Source organism: Spirosoma luteum DSM 19990 (genome assembly GCF_000374065.1).
In the GTDB taxonomy this organism is placed as follows: domain Bacteria; phylum Bacteroidota; class Bacteroidia; order Cytophagales; family Spirosomataceae; genus Spirosoma; species Spirosoma luteum.
The window spans coordinates 1-23,760 of record NZ_KB893282.1; the positions used below are offsets into that span (position 1 = coordinate 1).

The following is a 23,760-nucleotide window of genomic DNA, read 5'->3' on the forward strand; positions in this document are numbered from 1 at the left end:
AGCAGTTTACGGGTCTCACTGACTGTCAGGCCCGGTCGGTCAACAAGTTGGATTTCCATGTGAACACCGCTTTGTCAGCGGTCAATATCGCCAAAATAGAGCAGGGCGTTGGTCAGCAGCCTTTTTCGATGGCTGATGTAAAGACCCTGTATCACAACAAGTTATTACTGGATCGTTTTTTTTCCATCTTACCGCAAGGCACTGAGCTGACTAAAAATGACCCTCAAGTGCGTCAACTGTATAGTTTCGGCTGTATAGCTGCTTAATTATTGACGAACTATTGATCCGATGGCAAACGATTCATATTCGGCAAAAGCCGGGCCGCCGAACAACTTCAGAAACACATCGATTTGATTGCTCCTACCGATATGTCCGTTATCATAACGGGCGAAACCGGAACGGGAAAAGAATTTGTGGCCAACGCTATCCACCTCAAGAGCAAGCGTTCTGCCAAGCCTTTCGTTGCCATCGATTGTGGCGCGTTAGGAAAAGAGCTGGCTGGTAGTGAGCTTTTTGGCCACCTCAAGGGTTCGTTTACGGGAGCTATGACCGATAAGGCCGGTAGCTTCGAGTTTGCAGACGGGGGGACGATTTTCCTGGATGAGATTGGAAATCTATCGTATGATAACCAGATCAAACTACTGCGCGTATTACAGGAACGTAAAATACGGCGCATCGGCAGTAATCAGGATATTCCGGTTGATGTGCGAATTATTGTTGCTACCAATGAAGATCTTCGGGAAGCCGTTCGGCAGGGTAAATTCCGGGAGGATATATACCATAGAATTGCCGAATTTGAGATTCATTTGTCGCCCTTGCGCGAACGAAAAGCAGACATTATGATTTTTGCCGAGCACTTTCTGGAATCGGCCAACGGCCAGCTGGAAAAGGATATCCTCGGATTCGATGAAGAAGCTAAAGAGAAATTGAAAGAGTATTACTGGCATGGCAACCTGCGTGAGTTACACAATGTAGTAAAACGGGCCGTTCTGCTAACGCAGGGCGACTACATTGAGGCTGACGTGTTGCCCCAGGAAATTATCTCCCCCCAGTACTTTACGCAACAGGAAGCTCCAACTGTTCAAATTAGTTACGATCCGGCAAGACCCGGGGTACCCGTCTTTTCTCAATCGGCTGCCAACTTAAAATCGGTGTCTGAAAACGCCGAGCGGGCTGCTATTCTCAAAGTGCTGGAGAAGACAGGATATAATAAGACTAAAGCGGCCGAAGTACTTAATATTGATCGCAAAACGCTTTACAACAAGTTGAAAGCGTACGATATTCACTTGTAGTGATAACTGATTGAGTGACTGAATAAAACAGACTTACCTATTAAATCACTCAATCAGTTATCAGCGACATTAATTCAGACTGAACCCTACCGAGAGCAGGCCTACACCGTTTCTGGCATTCCCCAGTATTGTTTTGGCGGCACCACTAGTGGCAATCTGCTGTATCCCCTGTTCGTACCGGGCACCAATAAATGCTTTACCGAAATAAAGGTTTATTCCCCCTGCCAGACCGTAATCAATTTTATTGAAGTTATCGCGGTTGATTGCGCTAGTCCCCGTACCAAAATCTCCGTTAGAGTTTATATTCGAATTAAGTAAGTAGGAAACGTAAGGCCCCGCCTGTAACTCAACGGCTTGCCCTAACTTAAACGTCGCCAAAACCGGTAGCTCGGCGTAATTGAGTCTGAACGTGTTCATTCCATTAAAACCAAGCACGTTATACGTTGCCGTTGCCCCTTTAGTCATATAAAGCAGTTCCGGCTGAATGGCAAAAGATTCGCCGGCAGGTATCTGTGTAAAAAGACCGGCGTGGAAACCAATGCGCTCCTTTTTGCTACTAGCCCCCTGACTGTTATAGAAGAGAGAACTTGCATTCAGACCCCCTTTTATACCAACCCGTGTAATACCCTGGGCTACGGCATCTGACGAATTCAATGTAAACATTCCCGTTGTAAGAACGGTAACCATAAGTAGTACGTTAATTGACTTTTTCATGCCACTCCAATTGTTAAATAATGAACAGGACATATGTGTATTGCTCTCTTCTGGCATTGACTCAAATTCGTGCCAGAACCGCTGTCGTAATGCATTTTTAAGTTAAATGACTAATATTCAGTTGATTAAATAAAAATCTGCTGGTCCTCAATAACCGGAACATTAGCGCAAAGCGGGTAAGAAATTCCCCAACCTGTAGATGCAACCGTTCAGATGATACCGTTCGAGCAACATTGGTTCATTGTTTGGGAAATACCCATTTACTATTTTATGCACACATAAGTCAGTATTACAGACGATGTTTTTGATTAATTTTGGGAAGTAGTAGACTTCTGTATTTGCCGTTATTCGTTTTAGGCAAATGAGAATCACTCAAACCAATTACAGGCTGAGTCCTGAAATCCAATCGGTAGCTGTCGTTACCGGGTATGCACCGTAAAATAATACTTAATTCAATGACTATTCTAATTGCTGATGATGATACTGACGACCGGCTGTTTATCGAAAAAGCCTTTCGTCAGAGTGGTTACGCCCAGGCGATTAAATTCGTTGAGGATGGAGAGGAATTGATGGAGTATTTGTACCGCTATGGTCGGTATAACGAACAAAATGCCCCCTGGCCCAATCTTTTGATTTTAGACTTGAACATGCCCCGAAAAAATGGATTTCAGGCATTAGGTGAAATTAAAGATGACCCAAAGCTGCGCCGGTTGCCCGTAGTTGTCATGACCACATCCTCTGCCGACGAAGATGTGCTGAAAACCTATAATCTCGGCGTCAATTCGTTTGTAACGAAGCCATTTAATTTTAACCGCCTGGTAGAAATGGTCGATGCGTTAAAAACATATTGGCTGGATACTGTCAAACTGCCGTAAATACGTTTGGTTGCTTAACATGTTTATTTGCCTATCAATTGCCTAGTACCTGTTATGGCCAGACATACTAATACTGAGAAGGAAGAAACGATTAGTATACTCTTAATCGAAGATGACGAAGATGACTATCTGCTGACAAAAGCCCTGGTTTCAGCGAAAGAAAACGCATCGATAAGGCTTGATTGGGTGGACAGCTACGAACTAGCCATCCCGGCCATCAATAAAAAGCAACACGACGTTTATCTGGTCGATTACCGGCTGGGCCCCTATACCGGAATTGACCTTATTCAGGAAGCGTTCCGGCTTGGGTGCCGGGCCCCAATGATTTTATTGACGGGGCAGGATGACCTGACTATCGATCAGTCGGCTCTGGAGCTGGGCGCTGCCGATTATCTGGTGAAAGGTCGTATTGATGCCCAGCTTCTGGGACGTAGTATTCGGTACGCGCTCCGGCAGGCCAGTGTGCTGGCGGAGGTGGCACTGAAAGAAAATAAATACCGCACGCTGTTCGAGCGGTCCATCGACGCTATTTTCGTTGCTAACGACCAACTGCATTTTCAGGATGCCAACTCGTCGATTGAACGGCTACTGGGCTACACGCGGGAAGAACTGCTGTACCTGAATCCCGCCCGGCTTTTTGAAGACTTGAACCAACTGCGCAACCTGCGTTTCAACGTCCGTGAGCATGGTCAGATCAAGGATTTCGAAGCAACACTAATCAATAAAAACAAGCACAAACGGGTTTGCCTGATTTCGGTCTGGTCCGTAGAAGATGTTGTTGGCCATCCCAAATGGTATCAGGGAATTGTACGCGACATCACCGATCAGAAACGAGCGCAGCAGGACCTGATTATGGCCGAGAAGTTGAGTATGACCGGCAAAATAGCCCGGAGCATCGCGCATGAGGTCCGCAATCCACTCACTAACCTGAGCCTGGCACTGGAACAGCTCAAAGATGAACTGGATACCGATGACGAATACATAACAATGTTTACGGATATTATCGGGCGTAATGTGAATCGGATCGGGCTGTTGATTACCGAAATGCTTAACTCCTCCAAACCACGCGATCTGGACCGGAAAAAGCAGGACTTTAATCAGATCGTCAAAGAAACGTTACAACTCGTCAGCGACCGCATCAAGCTGAAACGGATGCGGTTAGAAACCCAGTTTTCGGCTGAAGATTGCAATGCGCTGCTTGACCGGGACCAGGTTAAAACTGCCTTGCTGAATATACTGGTCAATGCCGTTGAGGCTATGGAAGAAGGCAAGGGAATATTATCCGTCAGGACGTTTTGTGTGGACACCAATCGGTTATGCGTGGAAGTGAGCGATAACGGTGGAGGCATCAGTGAAGCACACCGGCAGCGACTGTTCGATCCCTTTTTTACGGGCAAATCGGGTGGTATGGGCCTTGGGTTGACCGCCACTCAAAATATCATCAATAGCCACAAAGGCTCCATCGAGGTCGATAGTCAGGTCGATAAAGGAACGACGTTCCGCTTGTATTTCCCCAAGTAGCGAGAGCCGGATTGGCCGGGCTAATAACTGCATTGTGAATAACCTGGTGCATTGGGTACCGCGAAAGTAGCCGAAAAGGGTATGCCTCAAAAATTATTTACTTATTCAGGTAAGTTGATGCACTACTCTTAACTCGTTTCGTTGCTTTCACTATGTCTTTTACTCCTAGTCATCTCTGCCTTTCCATCTTGTTTTCTGGTTTAGTGGCGGTGGGAACGCTCCAGGCCCAACCGGCTAAACCCAAAGCTAACGATGCTACTACGCCCCTGCACCTGTTGCAACCCGATTATCCCGTTCCCTACGGACAGCCTAAAATTGAGGAAGTAACGGGCGTTCTTCGTCGGATTTATACGTATCTGGACGCCAACACACCCACACAACTCATCGATAAGGAAACGAAGAAGGATCTGGTGGTGGGTGGTACGTTTAATCCAAACGCTATTTTCAAACCGGGTGACTTTCGGCTTGTCAGTTATGAGTGGGGCGTTACCTACGTGGGGATGCTGGCGGCCAGTGAAGCGACCGGCGACGCCCGTTATGCCGGGTACACCAACAAACGTCTTCAGTTTATTGCTGAACAGGTTCCTTATTTCCGCGCTCAGGTGCTGGCAGACCCCAAAGCCAATACACCCATGCGGGGCATACTGGCACCCCACGCCCTCGATGATGCCGGGGCTATGTGTGCCGCTATGATCAAAGCCAGCAGGGCGGGTGGGGTGAAAGCTGATCTACGGCCTCTGATTGACAACTATATCAACTACATCCAGACAAAAGAATTTCGGTTGGCCGACGGTACGCTGGCCCGAAATCGCCCGCAACCCAACACGCTATGGCTCGACGATTTATTCATGAGTGTACCCGCCCTGGCGCAAATGGGGAAGCTAACGGGGGATAAAAAATATTATGACGAAGCCGTAAAACAGGTTACGCAGTTTGCCAAACGCATGTTTAATGCCCAGAAAGGGCTGTACATGCACGGCTGGGTTGAAGGAATGGCCGTGCATCCGGAGTTTCACTGGGGACGCGCCAATGGCTGGGGCATCCTGACGGCGGTGGAGTTGCTGGACGTACTGCCCGAAGACCACCCCGGTCGGCCCGCTATTCTCGATTTGCTGAAAGCACACGCCAAAGGGTTGGCCGCTCAGCAGTCGGGTATCGGTTTCTGGCACCAACTTCTCGACCGTAATGACTCCTATATGGAAACATCGGCCACGGCCATTTATGTGTATGCTTTTGCGCGGGCTATCAATCGGGGGTGGCTCGACCCGCTGGCTTACGCCCCGGCAACGCTGTTAGGCTGGAATGCGGTAGCAACCAAAGTTACCCAGGACGGACAGGTAGAAGGTGTTTGTGTGGGCACCGGTATGGGGTTCGACCCCGCCTTTTACTACTACCGGCCCATTAACCCGTATGCCGCTCACGGCTACGGTCCGGCCCTGCTGGCAGGTGCTGAAGTAATTAATCTGCTGAAAAAACACACGTTCGAAATCAACGACAGTTCATTGCAGCTAACGCAGACTAAGTAGCAGTCATCTGGTAACTAACCCAGCCCATGTATGGGTCAACCTTATCTGCAAGAGCAATACCAGGCAGGTGAGTTCAGGAAGGTTAACGGTTACTAAACCACTATATTTATTCCCATTACGTTTTATCATAGGTTATATCGGATAAGTCCACCAGATATCTGGTGGACTTATTTATGTAGATTCAGCCAAAATTAAACGACGGGAAAAAGCAGCTGACTGGTTGCCCCTTTTTCCTGTCGTTTCTTTAAAGTAATAGCTACTAAATCCGGCTCTAAATTTTTACCGCCTGCCGCGCCAGAAGTTGCCAGCTTCCCTTCTGTTTGATCCAGACTAATAACACACTCAGATTAGCCTTTCCTGGCTTACCATCGTTCGCCGTGTCGGCCGAAAGTTTATGCCGGACGAGAGCGGTGTTATCAACTACAGTGATGGTTTGGTCGGTGAGGTTGATATTGACAAAATCGGAAGAACCGCTGGTCAGGGCTTCGACAAAGGCTGCTTTGTCTTCCAGTTTTCCCGTCGAATGGCCGTACGTTAACTGATCGACAGCCAGGGCTTCCAGTTTGGCTTTGTCGGGGTTAATCATTAGTAAGCGCATTTGCTCAACGGCCTGGCCAATTGCTTTCTCCTCTTTCGACTGAGCCTGGCTATTGAAGGATACTACACTACAAAAGCCAAGAAGGGCTAATAAAAAAGTTTTTCTGTACATGATTGATAAGGGTTATCTGAATAAAAGAATAATCGATTGAGGGTTATTCTTACCCAAAAGTAAAAACCACTGGATTTTACCGTCGTACCTGCAGGGTTCTCCGTTTGTTATATCGTTCCCGTTTCGTTAGAACGCGCTTTACCTTTTTTTCTTTAAGGAAGAATACACACTAAAAGCGACCGGGCACCGTGGGCACCGATAACTAGACTTTGTTCGATGTCGGCTGTTTTGGAAGGACCGCAGATGAACGTACCAAACCCCGTAGCATCAACCTGTATCCGTTTGTAGGCATCGTGCATGTTGGGTACCAGGGTAGACTGGCGAATGATAATCACCAGCTGTTGCGTAATCATGGGCACCACGCGTTGCGGCAACTGACGTTCATCGACCCAGATGGCCGCGTTTTCGGCCACGGCCAGTGGCCCCTCGATGATTGCCAGATTAAGCCCGGCCAGGTCGTGTGGGTCAGCCACATCCAGTTTCATATCTGCCAGGCTTTCCAGGTCGGGAACCGTAGTCGCTATGTTGGACAGGCCAGCGTATTGCGCCTGTAAATACTGTTTGACCGCATCCATATCGGGCAATAAAACCGACGCGCCACCCACAAAAGTCAAAATATCGACAAACTGCTGCGTCAGGTCCGGGAAGGTAGATACAAAGGTAAACTGGGTAGGCAGGGGCAGTACGGCGGGCTGATTTGCCTTAATACTAGCCAGTATCTGATCGCGGGTGGTCATGATTTTTTGTTGTTGATGTACCAGTCACGGAAACTTTCGGCGGGTGGTTCGGGCATTTCGCGCTGATTATACCACGGATTGAACTTGTTCTCGACCGTAACCGGGGCAAACCGAAGTACACCACGGCCTACTTTACCCGCTATGCGATACAACCGGGGCGACTCCAGAACGGTAGCCATCGTTTTCATGGCGGCTGTTTTGCCGCCCGGTCCATACCCTTCCTGCATCAGCACCTGCCGCCATTTATAGAGTTGTTCGTGAATGTCAATCTTCACGGGGCAAACATTGGTACAGGACCCGCAAAGCGTGGAGGCAAAGGGCAGGTCGGCGTTAAGTTTCATGTCTAAGTTGGGGGCCAATATGGAGCCGATTGGCCCCGCAACGGCACTGTGGTAGCTGAAACCACCCGACCGGCGGTAAACGGGGCAGGTATTCAAACAGGCCGCGCACCGGATACACTTCAGCGAATTTCTGAAATCGGGCCGTCCCAGTTGCCGGCTGCGCCCGTTGTCGACAATGACGATGTGCATTTCCTGCCCCGGTCGGGGCCGGTGAAAGTGGCTGGAGAACGTAGTGATGGGTTGCCCCGTGGCCGAGCGGGCCAGCAGGCGCAGGAAAACGCCCAGGTGCTCGGCACGGGGAATGACCTTTTCAAAACCCATAGCCGCAATATGAACATCGGCCAGGTGAACACCCATATCGGCGTTGCCTTCGTTGGTGCAAACCACAAATCCACCCGTTTCGGCAATAGCGAAATTGACCCCTGTGAGGGCTACTTTACGCGTCAGAAAGGTGTCGCGCAGGTGCTGCCGGGCGGCTTCGGTCAGGTACTGCGGGTCGGTAGCTCCGGCATCGGTGCCCAGGTGTTTGTGAAAGGTATCACCCACCTCGGCTTTGGTCAGGTGAATAGCGGGCAGCACAATGTGGGAGGGTGGCTCGCCCCGCAACTGCACAATACGTTCGCCCAGGTCACTGTCAATTACCTCGATGCCGTGCCGGGTCAGGTAGTCATTTAGGTGACATTCTTCCGTCAGCATGGATTTTGACTTCACCATGCGGTTGGCCCCGGCCTTCTGGATGATGCCGTGAACAATTTCGTTATGCTCATCGGCATTAGCCGCCCAGTGAACAGTGATGCCGTTTTTGATGGCGTTCTGTTCAAACTGCTCCAGCAAGTCGTGCATGTTGGAGAGGGCATAGTTTTTTATCTGCGAGGCCGCTTCGCGTAATTCCTCCCACTCCGGCACCTGGGCCGCAGCCCGGTCGCGTTTGGTGCGTACGAACCAGAGCGTTTCGTCGTGCCAGTCGACCCGGGGTTCGTTTTTGTTGAACTCGATGGCCGCTCCCGCGTGATCTAGATTGAGTTGATTCATTCTGTTGAGTTTGTTTACAGGGTAGCGGTCAATATTTCGGCAATATGCCGGACCTGCACAGTCGAATTGGCCCGTTTCAGAATCCCCTCCATGTGCATCAGGCAGGAAACATCAACACCGGTAATGTAGTGAACACCGTGGCGCAGGTGATCGGCCACCCGATCCTTACCCATCTTGGCCGATACGGCTTCCTCCGTTACGCAGAAAGTGCCGCCAAACCCACAGCACTCATCGCGCCGGTCGAGTTGTACCAGTTCCAGTCCATCCACCATACCCAGTAACTGACCGGGCTTGGAAAAGGGTGGAGCCATCAGTTCCGACATCTGAGCCAGTCCCAGCCCGCGCTGTCCATGACAGCTCTGGTGAAGGCCAACCCGGTAGGGGAAAGCCGCTTCCAGTGTTTTTACCTGTACCACATCCGTCAGGAACTCGGTAAGTTCATAAATGCGCGAGCGAATGGCCGTAGCGGCTGTTTCGTTCGTGGCGTGCAGGTGATGCTTTATGTGGAGCGTGCAGCTTCCCGATGGCGAAACAATATAATCGCAGTCGGCAAAGTTGCGGACGAAATTATCATTGCAACCGCCCGCGAGGTGTTCATAACCGGAATTCGCCATGGGTTGTCCGCAACAGGTTTGTTGCAGGGGATAATTAACCGTACAGCCTACTTTCTCAAGTAGTTTCAGCGTAGCAATGGCCACCTGCGGATAAAACTGGTCAATGTAGCAAGGAATAAATAAGCCAACGTTCATCATGTGTTCGGGCAAGACATACGTACAAAAGTACATTCCTCTATAAAACTAATCCGTCCTGTACTCTCCTATACAAAAAGGAGGGTATATTTTAATCTCAGACTACTTGTTCACTACAATCGTTTGCCAATACTATTTAACAAATCTGGGAAAACTGTTCAATCATGATTACTCGTACCACAGGCACCCGCTTGTTTTTTATGCTCCTGATTGGGAGCCTATTTGCCTTCACCCCCGCCGATCCAGGTATCTTTTCGCCTGATTATATCAAAAGCAGGATGCTGAAGGTAGTAGACTGGCAACTGAAGAACCCGAAACACGAAACCACCCACTGGACAAACGGGGCGTTGTATGCGGGTGTTTTTGCGGCTTACGAAACGACGAAAGACCCCGTTGTGCTGGATTCTCTGATGGCGATGGGGGAGCGCACCAACTGGCAACCCGGTGCCCGGTATGACCACGCCGATGATATTGCCATCTGCCAGACGTACATTAATCTCTACCGGCTTAAAAAAGACCGCCGGATGATTCAGCCAACCATCGACACGGTTCAGAAGATGAGCCGGGTGCCGGGCAAAGAAGTTGCCAATCATGGTATTACGTGGTGGTGGTGTGATGCGTTGTTCATGGCTCCCCCGGTGCTTTGTCAATTAGGTAACACCCTGAAGCAACCCGCTTATTTTGCGTTGAATGATTCGCTTTACCGCCAAACCTATGACCTGCTCTACAATAAGGAAGAACACCTGTTTGCGCGGGATGATAACTACCTCATCAACGCAGCGGGCGAAGGGAAAAAGGAAAGTAATGGACAGAAAATATTCTGGTCTCGGGGGAATGGGTGGGTCATTGGCGGGCTTGCCCTGCTCCTGCAGGAGTTACCCAAAAACCACCCGTCACGAGACTGGTACATCACGTTGTTCAAACAGATGAGTGAGCGTTTGCGCGGGCTCCAGCAGGCCGATGGTTTATGGCGCTCCAGCCTGCTCGATCCGGCTGCCTTCCCCGGTGGTGAGGGTAGTGGCTCCGGTTTCGACTGCTACGCACTGGCCTGGGGAATCAATCAGGGAATTCTGGATAAGAAAACCTACCTGCCCACCGTTCAGAAAGCCTGGATGGGGTTGAATACACTGGTATCGCCGGAAGGCCGGGTGGGCTGGGTACAGCCCATCGGAGCGGATCCCCGGAAGAACTTTTCCGCCGACAGTTGGGAAGTGTACGGCTCTGGTGCCTACCTGCTGGCTGGTTCGGAAGTTATCAAAATTCGGGGACTGAGTAAGTAATTACCTAAATCAATCCTTTACGGTCTTTAATGATTTATAATCAGTAAGGTATACAGATTGATAGTGCATGGATTGGCCAGTAGTGAATCCGCCCGAAGTAACCGGTAAGGGAAAGTATTTAACCCTTCCCGAATCGACAACAAAACAGGAATAGGTATGAGTGTGAAGCAGCTTTCTCCGCCCCAACGGCAACCGAACGACTTTTTCGATGTTCAGCACAGTGCGTCGGGGCCACTCTACCAACTTCAGTTCAATCCGAAAGACAAGACCCCCAAGTACAAACAAATCGTGCAGTCGGTCATTACGGATATTGAACGGGGTGTGCTAAAAAATACCGAGCAACTCCCGTCCATCAGTGAACTGAGTGTTGAGTACTATCTGGCCCGCGACACGGTTGAAAAAGCCTATCGGGAACTTCGGGAGCGGGGCTACATCACGTCCGTACAGGGCAAGGGATATTACGTGCAGACCGATACAACACCCAAACTTAAAATACTGCTCATCTTTAACAAGCTTAGTTCGTATAAAAAGATCATTTACTACGCCTTTCTGAAGGCCCTCGGCGACAAAGCCACGGTCGATTTGCAGATTCATCACTACAACGCCACTCATTTTCAGGAGATTATTCAGAAGAATCTGGGTAAGTACAACTATTATGTAGTGATGCCGCACTTCACGCAGGACCTGGACAAAGTCAATTACGTCAACGTCCTCAAAACGATTCCACCCCACGAACTGGTGCTGCTGGACAAAGATGTTCCGGAACTTTCTGATGCGCCCTTGAGCGTTTTTCAGCAATTCGATGCCGACATCTGCCAGGCGCTGGAAAAAGCGCATGACCTGTTAAAAAAGTACAGCCGGATGGTACTGATTTTGCCCAGCGACGGTAATTACCCCACCGAAATAGCCCACGGTTTCCGTTCCTTCTGCATCAACTACGATAAAGTATTCACGATAAAAGAGAACGCCGTCAATGAAACCCTGACGACTGGCACGGCCTATGTGGTCATTGAAGAAACGGACTTATCGGAACTGGTTAAAAAGGTGCGGCAGTCCTCCTACGCGCTGGGGCAGGAGATTGGTATTATCTCGTTCAACGAAACGACCCTGAAAGAACTGCTGAACATTACGGTAATCACCACCGACTTCGAAGCAATGGGCAATACGGCCGCTACTTTATTGCTGGAAAATAAGCGTATCAAAGTAAAGAATCCGTTCTACATGATCTGTCGGGATTCGTTATGAACGGAACGTGCTGGTAGTAAATTTCCTCATTCGGTTGCTACCCCATCGCATAGATGCCTGCTTAATTCGTTGTCTCTACGAGCGGGTTGGGTTTTTGTGCGTTTTTCGGACCGTCTGGTCCAGCAAGATTAAGCAAATCTGTATGCCAATAAATCCGGCTATCTCAAGTTGATTTTTTTTGGTAAGCGCGATTAACTACACTATTGGGCGGGTAATCTGCCTAAATTCACTGGGCGTCTTCTGTCAGAATTTGTTGCCGGGTATGGCAAAATACACGTGCGTTTTAAAGCCTGTCAAGTGGGTCATCCGGGATGTCCATCATAACCCATTCGCTGCAGTTTGGCGAAGTCAGTAATGGCGAGTCAGTTCAGGCAGATTCCGTTGACTAACGCGGTGCGTGTTCCGGTACAGGTCTTGCAACTCGTTGCCGGAGCGTCGGCCAGCCAACTGACCGCACACCCCGGCTAACGATTTTCGTATGGTATCAAAATTCCGGGTTACTGTTTGAGTAACCGAACCGCTTTGGATTGTCGATCGGTCAGCACCTGCAGAATCAGTATACCCGTAGGTTGCTGACTTACATCAATTGTCACCCGTTCGATTTCACTGGTTTGCAGAATTGACCTGGTTTCTATAATCTGGCCGGTCAAATCAGCCAGGCGAATCGTTAGCAGTTGCCCAACGGCACCCCGTATCTCAACGACGGCTTCGTTTTTTACCGGATTACCCAGTACCTGTAGCTGTAGATCCTCCACCGGCTCAATTCGTTCCTCCGCACCCTGTCGGGCGGTGCTTCCGCAGACAGACCGGACGGTGAAGGTCGAGTTGACTAGTACACCCCCCTGGCGGGCTACTAAGGTTAGTGGTGCGTTGTTAGGATTATTCCGGATGGTAGCCGGAATAGTGAAGGTGCGATTTGCCGACCAGCCCCGTACGTCGGGAATCATGTACTCGATCAGGCTACCACTCCCACCACTAGTATTGATAGTAAGTTTACCGGTAGTACATGAATACGTGGGTGCCTGGACGGTAAAAGTACCTGTTTGGCAAAACTCGCGGAGGTGGAAGACGCTACTCACTACTACGCCATTTTGCCGGGCAAATAAGGTTAGCGGCTGGCTATTGGGGTTATTACGCAGAGCTGCTGGTACGGTAATGTTTGGACTGGTGGCGTACTTGTCCCGTATGCCAGGAATCATGTACTCAATCAGACCACCCGTGCCGGGGGTAGTGTACAGGGTGAGTCGCCCGGATTGGCAGACATAGCTTGGTGCTGTCATGTCGAAGGGAGATTTTTCGTCGCAGTACGTCCGGAAGTCGAACATCTTGCTGGCGATCTCTCCACTTTGCCGGGCAAAGAACGTGAGCGGCTGGGTGTTCGGGTTATTGCGTACGGCCGCTGATACGATAAAATTGGGGTTCTTCGACCAGCCCCGCACGCCGGGAATCATGTACTCAATCGGGTTCCCGTTCCCCCCACTGGTATAGAGGGAAAGCGCGCCGGTTTTACAGGTATAGCTCGGTTCTAGTAGCGCTAGAGAGCCGGTCTCGCCCCCACAAAATTCCTGAAGATCGAATACGTAGTTAGCAGTCACGCCACCCTGCCGGGCCATCAGCAACAAATCAGGGTTCGTTCGGTAGCGCACGGGAATCGTAATCTTCGACACCTTCGACCATTTCGTTGTCACGCCCGAAATCATGTACTCGATGGGCAACGAACCATTTCCAGTACTGACATTAAAGGTCAGCTCGCCGGTTTTACAGTCGTAGGTTGGCGCTAACAGGCGGATCAGTTCCACGACCGGGCAAAGGCTGTTCAGCTCAAACACAAAACTGCTGGTAACGCCACTTTGCCGGGCCAGGAGCATCAACGGATCACTCATTTCATCCGTGCGAATCCAGAGCGGCAGGGTAAATTTGGGACTGGTAGCCCAGTTGCGCACCCCCGGAATGCTGTACTCGATAGCGGTGTTATTGCCACCCTGGACTTTGATAGTACCCGTCCCGTCAGAACAGCTATAGGCCGGGGTGATGACTTCCAGCAAGGTAGTGGAGTAACAAAAATCGCCCAGGTCAAACTCGGCACTGGTAATGACTCCGCTCTGACGAACCAAAAGCGTCAGGGAGGCTCCACTTTTACGCGTTGATGCCGGTACGCTAAAAGTAGCGTTGGCGGACCATTTCGTCGTAACGCCCGAAATCATGTACTCAACCGGGGTCGTATTGCCGCCCCGGGTGTTGATTTTAAGGGCTCCCGTGCCACAGTTGTACGCTGGCGCTACCAGCTCAAGTTTGCCCGCAGCCACGGGGCATTCGTCCAGCGTATTGAACTCGTAGGTCGTTTCCTGGCCACTCTGCCGGGCGGTCAGTATCAGGGGTAACCGATTGGCATCGGTACGAATCCACAGGGGAATTACCACGGTCTGATTGAGATTAAAACTCGCGATCCCCGCAATCTTATACTCAATGGGAGCGCCCGTACCCCTGGTGGTATTGATGGTGAGGAGGCCGCTTCGGCAATCGTATGTCGGCTTTAGTATAACGAGCGCACAGTAGTTCTTCGGGCTAAACGCGACGGTAAACTCCCGTTCACTTTGCCGGGCCATCAGGGTCAGCGACGGGCTGAATCGCATCGATGCGGGTAACACAAAGGTGCTGTTGTCCGTCCAGTCAGGAGCGGGTGCCACGCCCTCGATCTGGTACTCAATCAGTGACCCGTCGCCCGCTGTAGTATTGATAGTCAGTTCACGGCTTAGGCAATTATAGGTCGGTGTTCCTACGCTTAAAATGGTTGCCGGATTCACCGTAATGGCAAACGGAGTGCTGACCGACAAACCGCCGGGGTCAGTAGCCGTTACGGTCAAGGTTGAAACACCCGATGCGCTGGGCGTACCGCTGATGATCCCACTGGCAAAAGACAGGCCGGTGGGCAAGCCAGCGACGGTCAAGGTCAGGGCATTGGGTGTTTCGGCATCGGTAAAGGTGCTGGCTAAGACCGTGTAGCTGAAAGGCTGGTTTATCCGGCCCGTCTGGTTGGGGATAGCACTGGCCACCGTCGGGGCCGTATTGACCGGCGCACCGAGCGTAACCAAATCCGAGCGAAACTTCTTCAACGTGTTTTGCTCTAGCTTACTGGCACTTTTTCCATCGTTATAGTAGTCCGCATCTCCATTGTCTACCAGAAATTGCAGCGGGCTGCCGTTTGTCAGCGGATTGGGAACCTCGACAATCGACTCAAAAGAGCCGTTTGCCATTAGAGCGGTCAGGTCGGCGGTTCGCTCCACGGGTTTATCGCTGGCATTGCCCGTCCAGGTATACAGTCTGAAATTATTTGGTGCCACACCCGTTTCTCCAGCCGGGCCAGCAATAATAACGTACTGATTGGCGGTGTTTTTGCGAATCTCGCGGATGCCGCGACCACCCAAATCCAGTTCAATCGGAGCACCAAATGTAGCCGAAACGGAACCCGACGGACTGGTTACCAAACTGGCCAGATTCGTGACTGGAATGATCAGGGCTTTCTGACGATTGGCGGGTAGTACTTGCGGAGCCCGAAAAGCGATATAGGCCGTTGTGCCATCGGGAGCCAGTTCGGCTCCTTCTATGTTGTAGCCTGCCATAATTTTGGAACTTACCCCGGTAGCGGTACTGGCCTGCAGGCCATAATAGTTGGCACCTTTGCCGTGACCATTGGTTGCGTCCCAGTTAATAATGTCGGTTTTCAGGGCGTCGTATCGCCCAGCGTAGGCCAGGCTGGTACTGGCTCCGCTACCCGTTATATCCGTAGCAAAAACACGGTTTCGGTTAGGCCGGTCTTCGCCACTATCGTTATTGCTTTGCGAACCAAACCAAAAAATGCGGTTATTCTGCCGAATGGACGCTTCAATATCGACCTCACGCGTAACGCCACTGCTGTTCTGGTCCGTGAGCTGTAAAGACGTTGTGAAATCAAAGCTAGCCAGGGGCAAACCGGAGTTGGCGCGGTCGTAGAGTCGAAGTGTCTGGCCCTCATCGTCGGCAACCAGCACGTAAGTCCCGTCCACCGGCACCGCTGTTGAGGCATCACTGCTGCCGGTATGAAAGCGCGTACTAGTCTGGTTGACCGAAGCGGCCGACCCAGCGTAGTTTAGTACGTAGGTTGCGGTGCAGTTTCCATCGGAAACGGTCACCGTTACGACTGCGTAGCCGACGGCGGTTGGCGTAATTTTCAGGGTACGGGTAGCCCCCGTTCCCGCAAGGATCAGGCTAACGTTGGTATTATTGCTGGTGGCCGTAACGGTCAGGCTGTTAACATCCGTATCGGAATCGGCGATCAGGAAGTCAATCCCAAGCGTACTGGCCGGATCAGTAGGGTCGCCCATCACGCCACTCACATAAGCGAAGCCAGCCGTCAAACTAATAAATTTAGTCGTTGTAGTAGCTACCTGAATGGTAGGAGGATTGGTGCAAACCGGCGTTACAAAGTAGTGCCCTGGATTACCAATATCACCCGTCGAAGCCGTCTTCGAATTTAGGGCATCCCCAAGCCGTGATGGCACCCAAGTGGCAATCCTGTTTGTGCCTAAATTGTCGGACGTTGCCCAGGCACTTACATATTGAGTTCTAGGGCTATTCGGTATACCCTGATCATCGAACGTCAATCGATCAACCAGCATACCTGACCCATCGAAGATATTTATTTCATCGCTTCGACCCAAGTTTTGGGTGTTGCTCCCCAGGATCTTCAGCGAAGGCGCTAAGGCCCAAAAGGCACGAAAATTCGCTTCTGTGGCGTCCGTAATAATAGCCGACTCACCCGGCTGTAAGGTCCCCAAAACCCCTATGAGAAACGAACCGGCTATTCGGCTATTATCGTCGAAACTCCATCCTGTCAGATTGACGGATGTAGTACCTACGTTGGTCAGTTCAACAAATTCACCGGGACCAGTTGCGGGACCAGTTGGACCTGCGTTGTTCGATGAATACATGAATTCCGTGATGCGTATCTGGGCAAAAAGTGGCAGGCTACAGCAAAAGAGTAGCATTAGGAGTAAACAGTTGGTTTTCATGGTCGGGGCGGTTAACATGTGTTTAGCCATTGACATCAGGCAAACTACCTGATATGCCTGTGTATCGCAGGAAGTCCAGGATGGTTAACAGAACGCACCAAAAAAAATAAAGGAAGCAGGTGGGGAGTCCCCCGGCCGGTTGGCCGCAGACTATGAGATGCAGTCATGGGAAGACAAAAGGCAGGGTAGGGGGTTCTTTTTGTGGCAGGTCAAACGCATTTAACTCCTTGCTGCCAACGAATAGTGTTCCTGTTTTGGACCGCGCTTCTAACCCGAACCCGCCGTTTGCCCTCTGAAAAAAGCGGGTCTAATCGCTGCGCTTACCGTCAGGCTCGTGGCTGGCCTGAACCACAATGATACTGCTCAGAAGGGCCCACTTCTGTGAACTATTATACAAACCCAAGTCGGTTTTTACGTGGCAACGTTTTGGTTTCCATGCGGGCCATTTCAAGAGTAACGTGTTTTATTTGGCGCATCCGTTCACTGCACAGTCTTGCGACGTTAAGCAAAGCCATAGACTGACATAGCTACCTACCTCACCTGCTGATCAATGAGTTGTTAGATTCATGAGTTTTACCTCCTACGGATACAGCAAGGTGCTGGCCCGGAAGGTGCCGTCGGCGGCTTGTAATAGCTTGGCGCGCAGGCGGGCGTTGTAGGCTGGGTGGTCGGTCAAAAAGGTGCGGACCAGTTGGGCTACTTCGGGAGTCTGGTAGCCGGATAGGGTGGAACGAAGCCAGGATTCGGGGAAGAAAATATCGCCCGTGCGCTGAATTTCTTCTAACAGATCCAGACTTTTGGGCAGGTAGCTGACCGACGTTTTGGCGCGGAGGGGATGGTGTAGATAACCCAGCGCGGCCGTTACCCACGCTTCGTGCTCCCGGTTTGCTTCGGTGGCCAGCGAGGCAAAAAATGCGTTTCGTTCGTCGACGCTGCTGGACAGGGCGGGCATCATGAATTGGAGCCGTTTCTGCCGGTCGGGGTTCTTGATGCGGGCCAGTTGCGTTTGTAGAATGCCTTCAGCGGGGTAATCCCGTACGGCCAGGGCGAGGGCCAGCGAGGTATAATCATCTTCGGTCAGCGTAACTCCATCCGGTGCTTTCTGCTCCTGCCAGATTTGGTAAAGCCAATCCTGCGCGTCGCGGCTGAGGGCAACCGACTGATAGAGCCGGAACAGAAGTTTACGGATGCCTTTTTGGGCCGAAGTCTGGTTGGATACGCCTTCCGGCGTATTGGGCTTCATGGCCTGCCAGGCAGCCTGTTCAATGGAAGCGGCCAGGGCGGGGCGGTTTTCGGGTCGCGTAAAATCCCACACCATGTCGGACAACTCAGTTGTTAGCAGCCGTACATTCAACTCTTCCGGTTCCTTCGCCAACAGGTTTTTGTACACGTTGCTAAGCAAAACTGGACTGGTCTGGCCGGTCAGCATTGTTTCGTACAGATTGATGTAAGCAGCCGCCCGGGTCACCGGGTTCTTTATGGTAGTCAGTTGTGGAATCATGGCCGTATCGACCGGAAACAGCCCGTATCCCTGTCCCGACGAATTAAAGACCATGAACGAAGGGGCCGTTTTTCCAACGGCTTCGGTCAGGTCGACCTGCGCCTGATTCATGTTCACGGTCATTTCTTCTACCCGGTCAGGATAGACCAGTGCTACCTCGAAGCCCTGCGGCCACAACCGCTCTGAGCCATCTTCGCCCCGTTGCGAAATTGAGAATCGGCTGATTTTGCCGTTCTGTTTGTCGAGTTGATACGTGAACACGGGACGCCCGGTTTCCTTCACCCACACGTTATTCCAGGCCAGTAAATCGGCAGGGGTATAGGCGTCCAAAATGGTAACTAGGTCGGTCCAGGAGGCATTACTGAACGTATATTTTTTGAGGTATTCCCGCAGACCATCGCGCAGGGCTGGTTTGCCCATTAACCGCTCCAGCTGCCGCATCATTATGGGAGCCTTGTGGTAGATGATGCCGCCGTAGAGACTTCCCGCTTCCTGCAAATTGATCAGCGGTTGTCCAATGGGATTGGCTCCCTGCGTACGGTCAACCGCGTAGGCCGCCGGAAAATGATCGACCACAAACTGAAGGTCGTAATTAGCATCGGGTGAGGATACCTCCATGACTTTGTCGGCCATGAAATTGGCAAATACTTCCTTCAGCCACACATCCTCAAACCAGCGCATGGTGACCATATCGCCAAACCACATGTGCGCCGTTTCATGGGCAATTACGTGGGTGCGGGACAAACGCTGGTCGCGGGTGGCACCGTTGTCTAAAAACAGGGCTGATGATTTGTAATCGATGGCACCCACGTGCTCCATGCCGCCGTACTGAAAATCGGGGATGGCGGCAAAATCTAATTTCTGAAATGGGAATGGAATCTGGGTGTACTCCTCCATAAACCGGATGGCATCGGCATGGTAGGTGAAAATTGGGTCGAGGCTCAGCCGAATCTTTGTCGTGTCCGTTTCGCGGTGGAGTAGCGTCATGGAACGGCCCTGTAGGGTGCGGGTGACCGGCGTGAACTTGCCCGCTACGAAGGAGAATAAGTAAGTAGGAATTAGGTCGGACGGCTGAAAATTGACCGTTTTTCGCTCCCCGGCGATAGATGAATCCCGAACGGGTGCATTCGTAATGGCCTCCCACTGGGCCGGAATGGTTAGAGAAACCTGAAACGTAGCTTTTAAATCGGGCTGGTCGAAGCAGGGGAAAACCGTACGGGCGCGGTCTGGAACGAGCAATGTGTAGAGGTATTCATCGTTACGGTTTAAGGACAGGTTACCCGCCGTAAACTGAATGAAAACGCGGTTGGTCCCGGCTTTCAGCGATGCCGCAGGAATGCGCAAATGTTCCCGCTCAAAAACAATAGGAATGGACGTTTCGTTAATCGAAATCGACTGAATATGAGTGGCTTCTTCCTTAAAATCGAGCTGGAGGGGGGCATTGTTTTTTTGCCAGTTAAACGTGATTAGTTCGCTGGCTGAAATAGGCTGGTTTTTCTGCGCCGGAATGTCGAACTTTAGTGCATAGCTTAGCTGGCTGAGGGTTTGTTTCCGGTCCTTCGCCAGCGTTTGCGATACCCCCGTTTCCACAACGGGCTGGGTGGTTGGTACGGAACGATGGCTACACGACATAAAGGTTAGCAGACTGGCGATGGAGAGAATACCGTAACGGTAAAACATAAAGAGTTGAGGTTGCTGATGAAACGTGTTCGGTATCCTGTTCATAACGGGCCACTGATGCTAAAATCCCTGCCTGGTAAACCGTCTTTGTTTCAAAAATACAAACGCTATGAAACAGTACCGCACTTTTCTGCTTTTGCTGCTGATAAGTATTATCGGCACAACCCTAAGCCGGGCCAATTCCATCCTGATTCCGATGGACGACCAGCAGAGTAATCACCTCAAAGCGTATGGCATTGCCTATAAAATTCTGAAAGAAGACCAGGAAATAGACTGGCTGCTCAACTACCGGGGCGGGAGCTTCCTGATGAAACAGACAGCCGCTATCGAAACGGAGTGCCGTGTTCGGGGTGTTTCGTTTGAGACCATTTCGGATTCCAGAGCGGCCTCCATCAAGCAGCAACTGGCCAATCCTGACCTTAACATGGATGTAGTTACGCTCCATAAAGCGGCTAAAATTGTTGTGTATTCACCCATAAAAGTCGGCCCGGCGGAGTTTGAAAATACGGATGCGGTGTTGCTGGTCCTCACCTACGCCGAAATACCCTACGAACTGGTGTACGACGAGGAAATCCTGAAAGGTGACCTGCCAAAATACGACTGGCTGCACTTACACCATGAGGATTTTACGGGGCAGTATGGCCGCAACATTCACCGGCAATCGCTGGCCGACATCAAGGCGCAGGAAGGTATTGCGCATAAGTACGGTTTTGCGAAGGTGTCGCAGATGAAACTGGCCGTTGCCAAAGGCATCAAGGAGTTCTGTTCCGGCGGGGGATACCTGTTTGCCATGTGCTCGGCGGCCGAGACCCTCGATATTGCGCTGGCGGCCGAAGGCCTCGATATCGTTGGTAGCAGCTACGACGGCGACGATGTTGACTCCGACGCGCAGAGTAAACTCGACTTTACCAAAACGTTCGCTTTCGGCAATTTCACCCTGGAGGGCGACAACGGTTACCGGGGCTACTCCACTTTTTCCGACATCAATTCGGCGGGCGGGCGCGGGTATAACCAGTCGACAGGGTTTTTTCAGTTGTTCAACTTTTCGGCCAAGTGGGATGTCATTCCGGCCATGCTGACGCAAAACCACGAGCCAATTATCAAGGAGTTCTTTGGCCAGACAACGGCTTTCCGGAAAGGGGCGGTTAAGGCGAGCAGCCTGGTGATGGGCGAAAGCGAATCGTCGGACCGCTACCTCTACGGCGAAATGGGCCGGGGGCAGTGGACGTTCTACGGTGGGCACGACCCGGAAGGTACCCGGGGGGGCGGTTTCCGCAGCCCCACCGACCTAAACCTGCACCCGCACTCGCCCGGCTACCGGCTCATCCTGAATAACGTACTGTTTCCATCGGCCCGTAAGAAGAAAAGAAAGACGTAAGGTTTAGATAGAAAACAGGTAAGTAGTATGAAAGCCTTCAGTTTATTGGATACAGTCGTAGTATCGACCGATTTGCCCGTTGAAAAACTCAGAAAAGGTAGCCTGGGGACTGTGGTAGAAACGTTTGATGACGCCAGTTATCTGGTAGAGTTTGCTAATTCAGAAGGTGTTACGTATGCGATGCCCGTTTTGACTGCCAGTCAATTAATCAAGGGGTATCAGGAACCGGTTGACGCCTGAGTGCATAAAACGGATAATTCGTAAGCAATCAATACTGCTACAGCGTCAGTTTCTGGGTGCCATATTCCCCAACGGGAATGCGGATATACCGCCCCTGATGATTTTGAGCGTCGGCCGGGTTTCCAGTTGCCATCAATACACTGGCCTACGTCGAGTTGCAAAATGCCAATCCATGTCCGACACACTGGAGTTACCCCGTTCATCACCCAATAGCAGGAGGGGTTTTTCGTCGACGATTAACAGTGCGGTCAAGCCTTATCGTTGCCAATGGAGTAGTATCGGCGTGGGCTGGGCAAAAGCAGTAGGAAAAAATGCCAGTAGGCTGATCAGCAGGCTATAACGAATGACTGATCACAACACTTGGAGAGTCATAAAAGGAGTAATTTTTCATACGGAATGGCATTATAATCGATAGGTTGTAACTTTGACACTTATTCAATAGGCAACAACCCTTATCCTATGTTCGTACTAAAGAAAGCCCCCCTTTTCGCCGTCGTTGTTTGTAGCGTTGGCATCCAGCTCAGTGCCTGCCAAAGCTCGACTACACAGACTACTGAAACTACGCAGAGCACGGAGACCGCTCAGGACACCACGACTACCCCGCGCGACCTGACAAATCCCAAGCCCCTGGTTTCCGTTATTTACACAGCTGACCCATCGGCCCACGTATTCAACGGTAAAATTTACATTTATCCATCCCATGATATTGACGCCAAGGTACCGGAAGATGATGAAGGCGGGCATTTCAACATGCAGGATTACCATGTTCTTTCGATGGATAACATTGATGCCAGGGTCGTAGACCATGGGGTGGCGCTGGATATTAAGGATGTACCTTGGGCGGGCCGTCAGATGTGGGCACCCGACGCGGCTTACAAAGATGGTACGTACTACCTGTATTTCCCGGTTAAGGATAAGGAGGATGTGTTCCGGATGGGCGTTGCCACCAGCAAATCACCAACGGGGCCGTTCAAGGCCGAACCCGCCCCCATACCGGGCAGTTTCAGCATCGACCCGGCTGTTTTCACCGATACCGACGGCAAAACGTATATGTACTTTGGTGGTATCTGGGGTGGGCAGTTACAACGCTGGCATACCGGCAAGTATGACAAGAGCCTGAAAACCGATTTGAAGAAAGACAAAGAAGCCGCTTTAAGCCCCAAAGTAGCCCTGATGAGCAATGACATGCTCACTTTCGATGGGCCGGTTAAAGACATCCAGATTGTTGATTCGGCGGGTAAAGCCCTGCTGGGTGGCGACCACGACCGGCGCTTTTTTGAAGGGGCCTGGATGCACAAGTATAAGGATACCTACTACTTCTCGTACTCAACCGGCGACACGCATTTTCTAGCCTATGCCACCAGCAAATCGCCGTATGGTCCGTTCACTTACCAGGGTACGTTCATGAAACCCGTAACCGGCTGGACTACCCACCACTCCATCGTGGAGTTCAACGGGAAATGGTACATCTTCTACCACGATGTGGAACTGTCCGGCAAAACGCACCTGCGTAACGTAAAAGTACGCGAACTGAAACGCGGGGCCGATGGGTCGCTCGAACTGATTACGCCTTAAGAATGCACATACCCGATTTCCCGAATAGTCGTTTAGTCTTCTGACTAAACGACTATTTTTGGTAATGATATACCAATTTACACCGATTGGGGTGGTTAATTTAGGTACAAGCAAGAGCCAAGTACCCATTGTTCGGTTAGGTCACAGGGTATGTAATAATCCTCATTTAATTCCCCTTCTTCTACTTCATAGCTTAGTGCTGGATAAGGTGAATGCTGGCTTTTCCATCCGCAAAAAGAAAAAAGCCAATGAGCCGTTTTCAGGTTTTTGGCAAAGCCCTCATGTTGATACCATTGCGGAATACCACATTTAAGTCC

The 23,760-nt window shown here is 51.0% G+C and carries 17 protein-coding genes and 2 pseudogenes; 11 read left to right on the forward strand and 8 right to left on the reverse strand.

What is annotated here, in order from left to right; all coding sequences use genetic code 11:
* Together B156_RS0122950 and B156_RS29710 are read left to right on the forward strand one after the other, a co-directional pair.
* Nucleotides 1–266, forward strand: a pseudogene (locus tag B156_RS0122950) (hypothetical protein); the annotation flags it as partial.
* A 21-nt stretch (nucleotides 267–287) separates the two neighbouring features.
* A pseudogene (locus B156_RS29710) lies at nucleotides 288–1,292 on the forward strand (sigma-54 interaction domain-containing protein); the annotation flags it as partial.
* A gap of 69 nt (nucleotides 1,293–1,361) precedes the next feature.
* Here B156_RS29710 and B156_RS0122960 read toward each other — a convergent pair.
* Nucleotides 1,362–2,006: a porin family protein gene (locus B156_RS0122960; RefSeq protein ID WP_018622144.1), complete on the reverse strand. Its 645-nt coding sequence runs from the start codon at nucleotides 2,004–2,006 to the stop codon at nucleotides 1,362–1,364.
* 455 nt (nucleotides 2,007–2,461) lie between these two features.
* On the opposite strand from B156_RS0122960, the gene B156_RS0122965 reads away from it, so the two are divergent.
* The 3 genes from B156_RS0122965 to B156_RS0122975 all read left to right on the forward strand — a co-directional run bounded on the left by B156_RS0122965 (nucleotide 2,462) and on the right by B156_RS0122975 (nucleotide 5,928).
* The gene (locus tag B156_RS0122965) at nucleotides 2,462–2,881 is read left to right on the forward strand and encodes a response regulator (protein ID WP_018622145.1); all 420 of its coding nucleotides are present in this window, start codon (nucleotides 2,462–2,464) and stop codon (nucleotides 2,879–2,881) included.
* Between the two features lie 54 nt (nucleotides 2,882–2,935).
* Nucleotides 2,936–4,402, forward strand: coding sequence for a hybrid sensor histidine kinase/response regulator (locus tag B156_RS0122970; RefSeq protein ID WP_018622146.1), 1,467 nt, complete (start codon nucleotides 2,936–2,938; stop codon nucleotides 4,400–4,402).
* A 152-nt stretch (nucleotides 4,403–4,554) separates the two neighbouring features.
* Entirely contained in the window at nucleotides 4,555–5,928 is a 1,374-nt protein-coding gene (locus B156_RS0122975; RefSeq protein WP_026260996.1) for a glycoside hydrolase family 88/105 protein, read from the forward strand.
* 271 nt (nucleotides 5,929–6,199) lie between these two features.
* Here the strand turns inward: B156_RS0122975 and B156_RS0122980 are convergent, their stop codons facing one another.
* The 4 genes from B156_RS0122980 to B156_RS0122995 form a co-directional block, all read right to left on the reverse strand.
* Complete coding sequence (locus tag B156_RS0122980) at nucleotides 6,200–6,637, reverse strand: nuclear transport factor 2 family protein (RefSeq protein ID WP_018622148.1); 438 nt, start codon at nucleotides 6,635–6,637, stop codon at nucleotides 6,200–6,202.
* Between the two features lie 152 nt (nucleotides 6,638–6,789).
* A complete protein-coding gene (locus B156_RS0122985) occupies nucleotides 6,790–7,374 on the reverse strand; it encodes a LutC/YkgG family protein (protein WP_018622149.1) in 585 nt (194 codons plus the stop codon).
* A complete protein-coding gene (locus B156_RS0122990; RefSeq protein WP_018622150.1) occupies nucleotides 7,371–8,747 on the reverse strand; it encodes a lactate utilization protein B in 1,377 nt (458 codons plus the stop codon). The genes B156_RS0122985 and B156_RS0122990 overlap by 4 nt, the downstream gene beginning before the upstream one ends.
* Nucleotides 8,748–8,761: 14 nt before the next feature.
* Entirely contained in the window at nucleotides 8,762–9,496 is a 735-nt protein-coding gene (locus tag B156_RS0122995) for a (Fe-S)-binding protein (protein ID WP_018622151.1), read from the reverse strand.
* Between the two features lie 164 nt (nucleotides 9,497–9,660).
* Here B156_RS0122995 and B156_RS0123000 point away from each other — a divergent pair, with 164 nt between their 5' ends.
* From B156_RS0123000 to B156_RS32445, 3 genes are all read left to right on the forward strand, one after another.
* Nucleotides 9,661–10,776, forward strand: a complete 1,116-nt coding sequence (locus tag B156_RS0123000; RefSeq protein ID WP_018622152.1) for a glycoside hydrolase family 88/105 protein — start codon at nucleotides 9,661–9,663, stop codon at nucleotides 10,774–10,776.
* Nucleotides 10,777–10,932: 156 nt separating this feature from the next.
* Nucleotides 10,933–12,021, forward strand: coding sequence for a GntR family transcriptional regulator (locus B156_RS0123005; protein WP_018622153.1), 1,089 nt, complete (start codon nucleotides 10,933–10,935; stop codon nucleotides 12,019–12,021).
* A 339-nt stretch (nucleotides 12,022–12,360) separates the two neighbouring features.
* Complete coding sequence (locus B156_RS32445; RefSeq protein WP_281167537.1) at nucleotides 12,361–12,489, forward strand: hypothetical protein; 129 nt, start codon at nucleotides 12,361–12,363, stop codon at nucleotides 12,487–12,489.
* Between the two features lie 29 nt (nucleotides 12,490–12,518).
* Here B156_RS32445 and B156_RS30495 read toward each other — a convergent pair whose 3' ends face one another.
* Both B156_RS30495 and B156_RS0123015 read right to left on the reverse strand, forming a co-directional pair.
* Complete coding sequence (locus tag B156_RS30495; protein WP_169518272.1) at nucleotides 12,519–17,069, reverse strand: putative Ig domain-containing protein; 4,551 nt, start codon at nucleotides 17,067–17,069, stop codon at nucleotides 12,519–12,521.
* A gap of 580 nt (nucleotides 17,070–17,649) precedes the next feature.
* A complete protein-coding gene (locus B156_RS0123015) occupies nucleotides 17,650–20,250 on the reverse strand; it encodes a M1 family metallopeptidase (RefSeq protein ID WP_018622155.1) in 2,601 nt (866 codons plus the stop codon).
* 109 nt (nucleotides 20,251–20,359) lie between these two features.
* Between B156_RS0123015 and B156_RS0123020 the strand changes: the two genes are divergently transcribed.
* The 3 genes from B156_RS0123020 to B156_RS0123035 all read left to right on the forward strand — a co-directional run bounded on the left by B156_RS0123020 (nucleotide 20,360) and on the right by B156_RS0123035 (nucleotide 23,443).
* Nucleotides 20,360–21,628: a hypothetical protein gene (locus B156_RS0123020; RefSeq protein ID WP_018622156.1), complete on the forward strand. Its 1,269-nt coding sequence runs from the start codon at nucleotides 20,360–20,362 to the stop codon at nucleotides 21,626–21,628.
* A 27-nt stretch (nucleotides 21,629–21,655) separates the two neighbouring features.
* Nucleotides 21,656–21,868: a DUF4926 domain-containing protein gene (locus B156_RS0123025; protein ID WP_018622157.1), complete on the forward strand. Its 213-nt coding sequence runs from the start codon at nucleotides 21,656–21,658 to the stop codon at nucleotides 21,866–21,868.
* 459 nt (nucleotides 21,869–22,327) lie between these two features.
* Nucleotides 22,328–23,443, forward strand: a complete 1,116-nt coding sequence (locus B156_RS0123035) for a glycoside hydrolase family 43 protein (protein WP_018622159.1) — start codon at nucleotides 22,328–22,330, stop codon at nucleotides 23,441–23,443.
* A gap of 95 nt (nucleotides 23,444–23,538) precedes the next feature.
* Here B156_RS0123035 and B156_RS31995 read toward each other — a convergent pair.
* Nucleotides 23,539–23,760 (reverse strand): hypothetical protein (locus B156_RS31995; protein ID WP_211211246.1); only part of this gene is annotated, 222 nt, incomplete at its 5' end.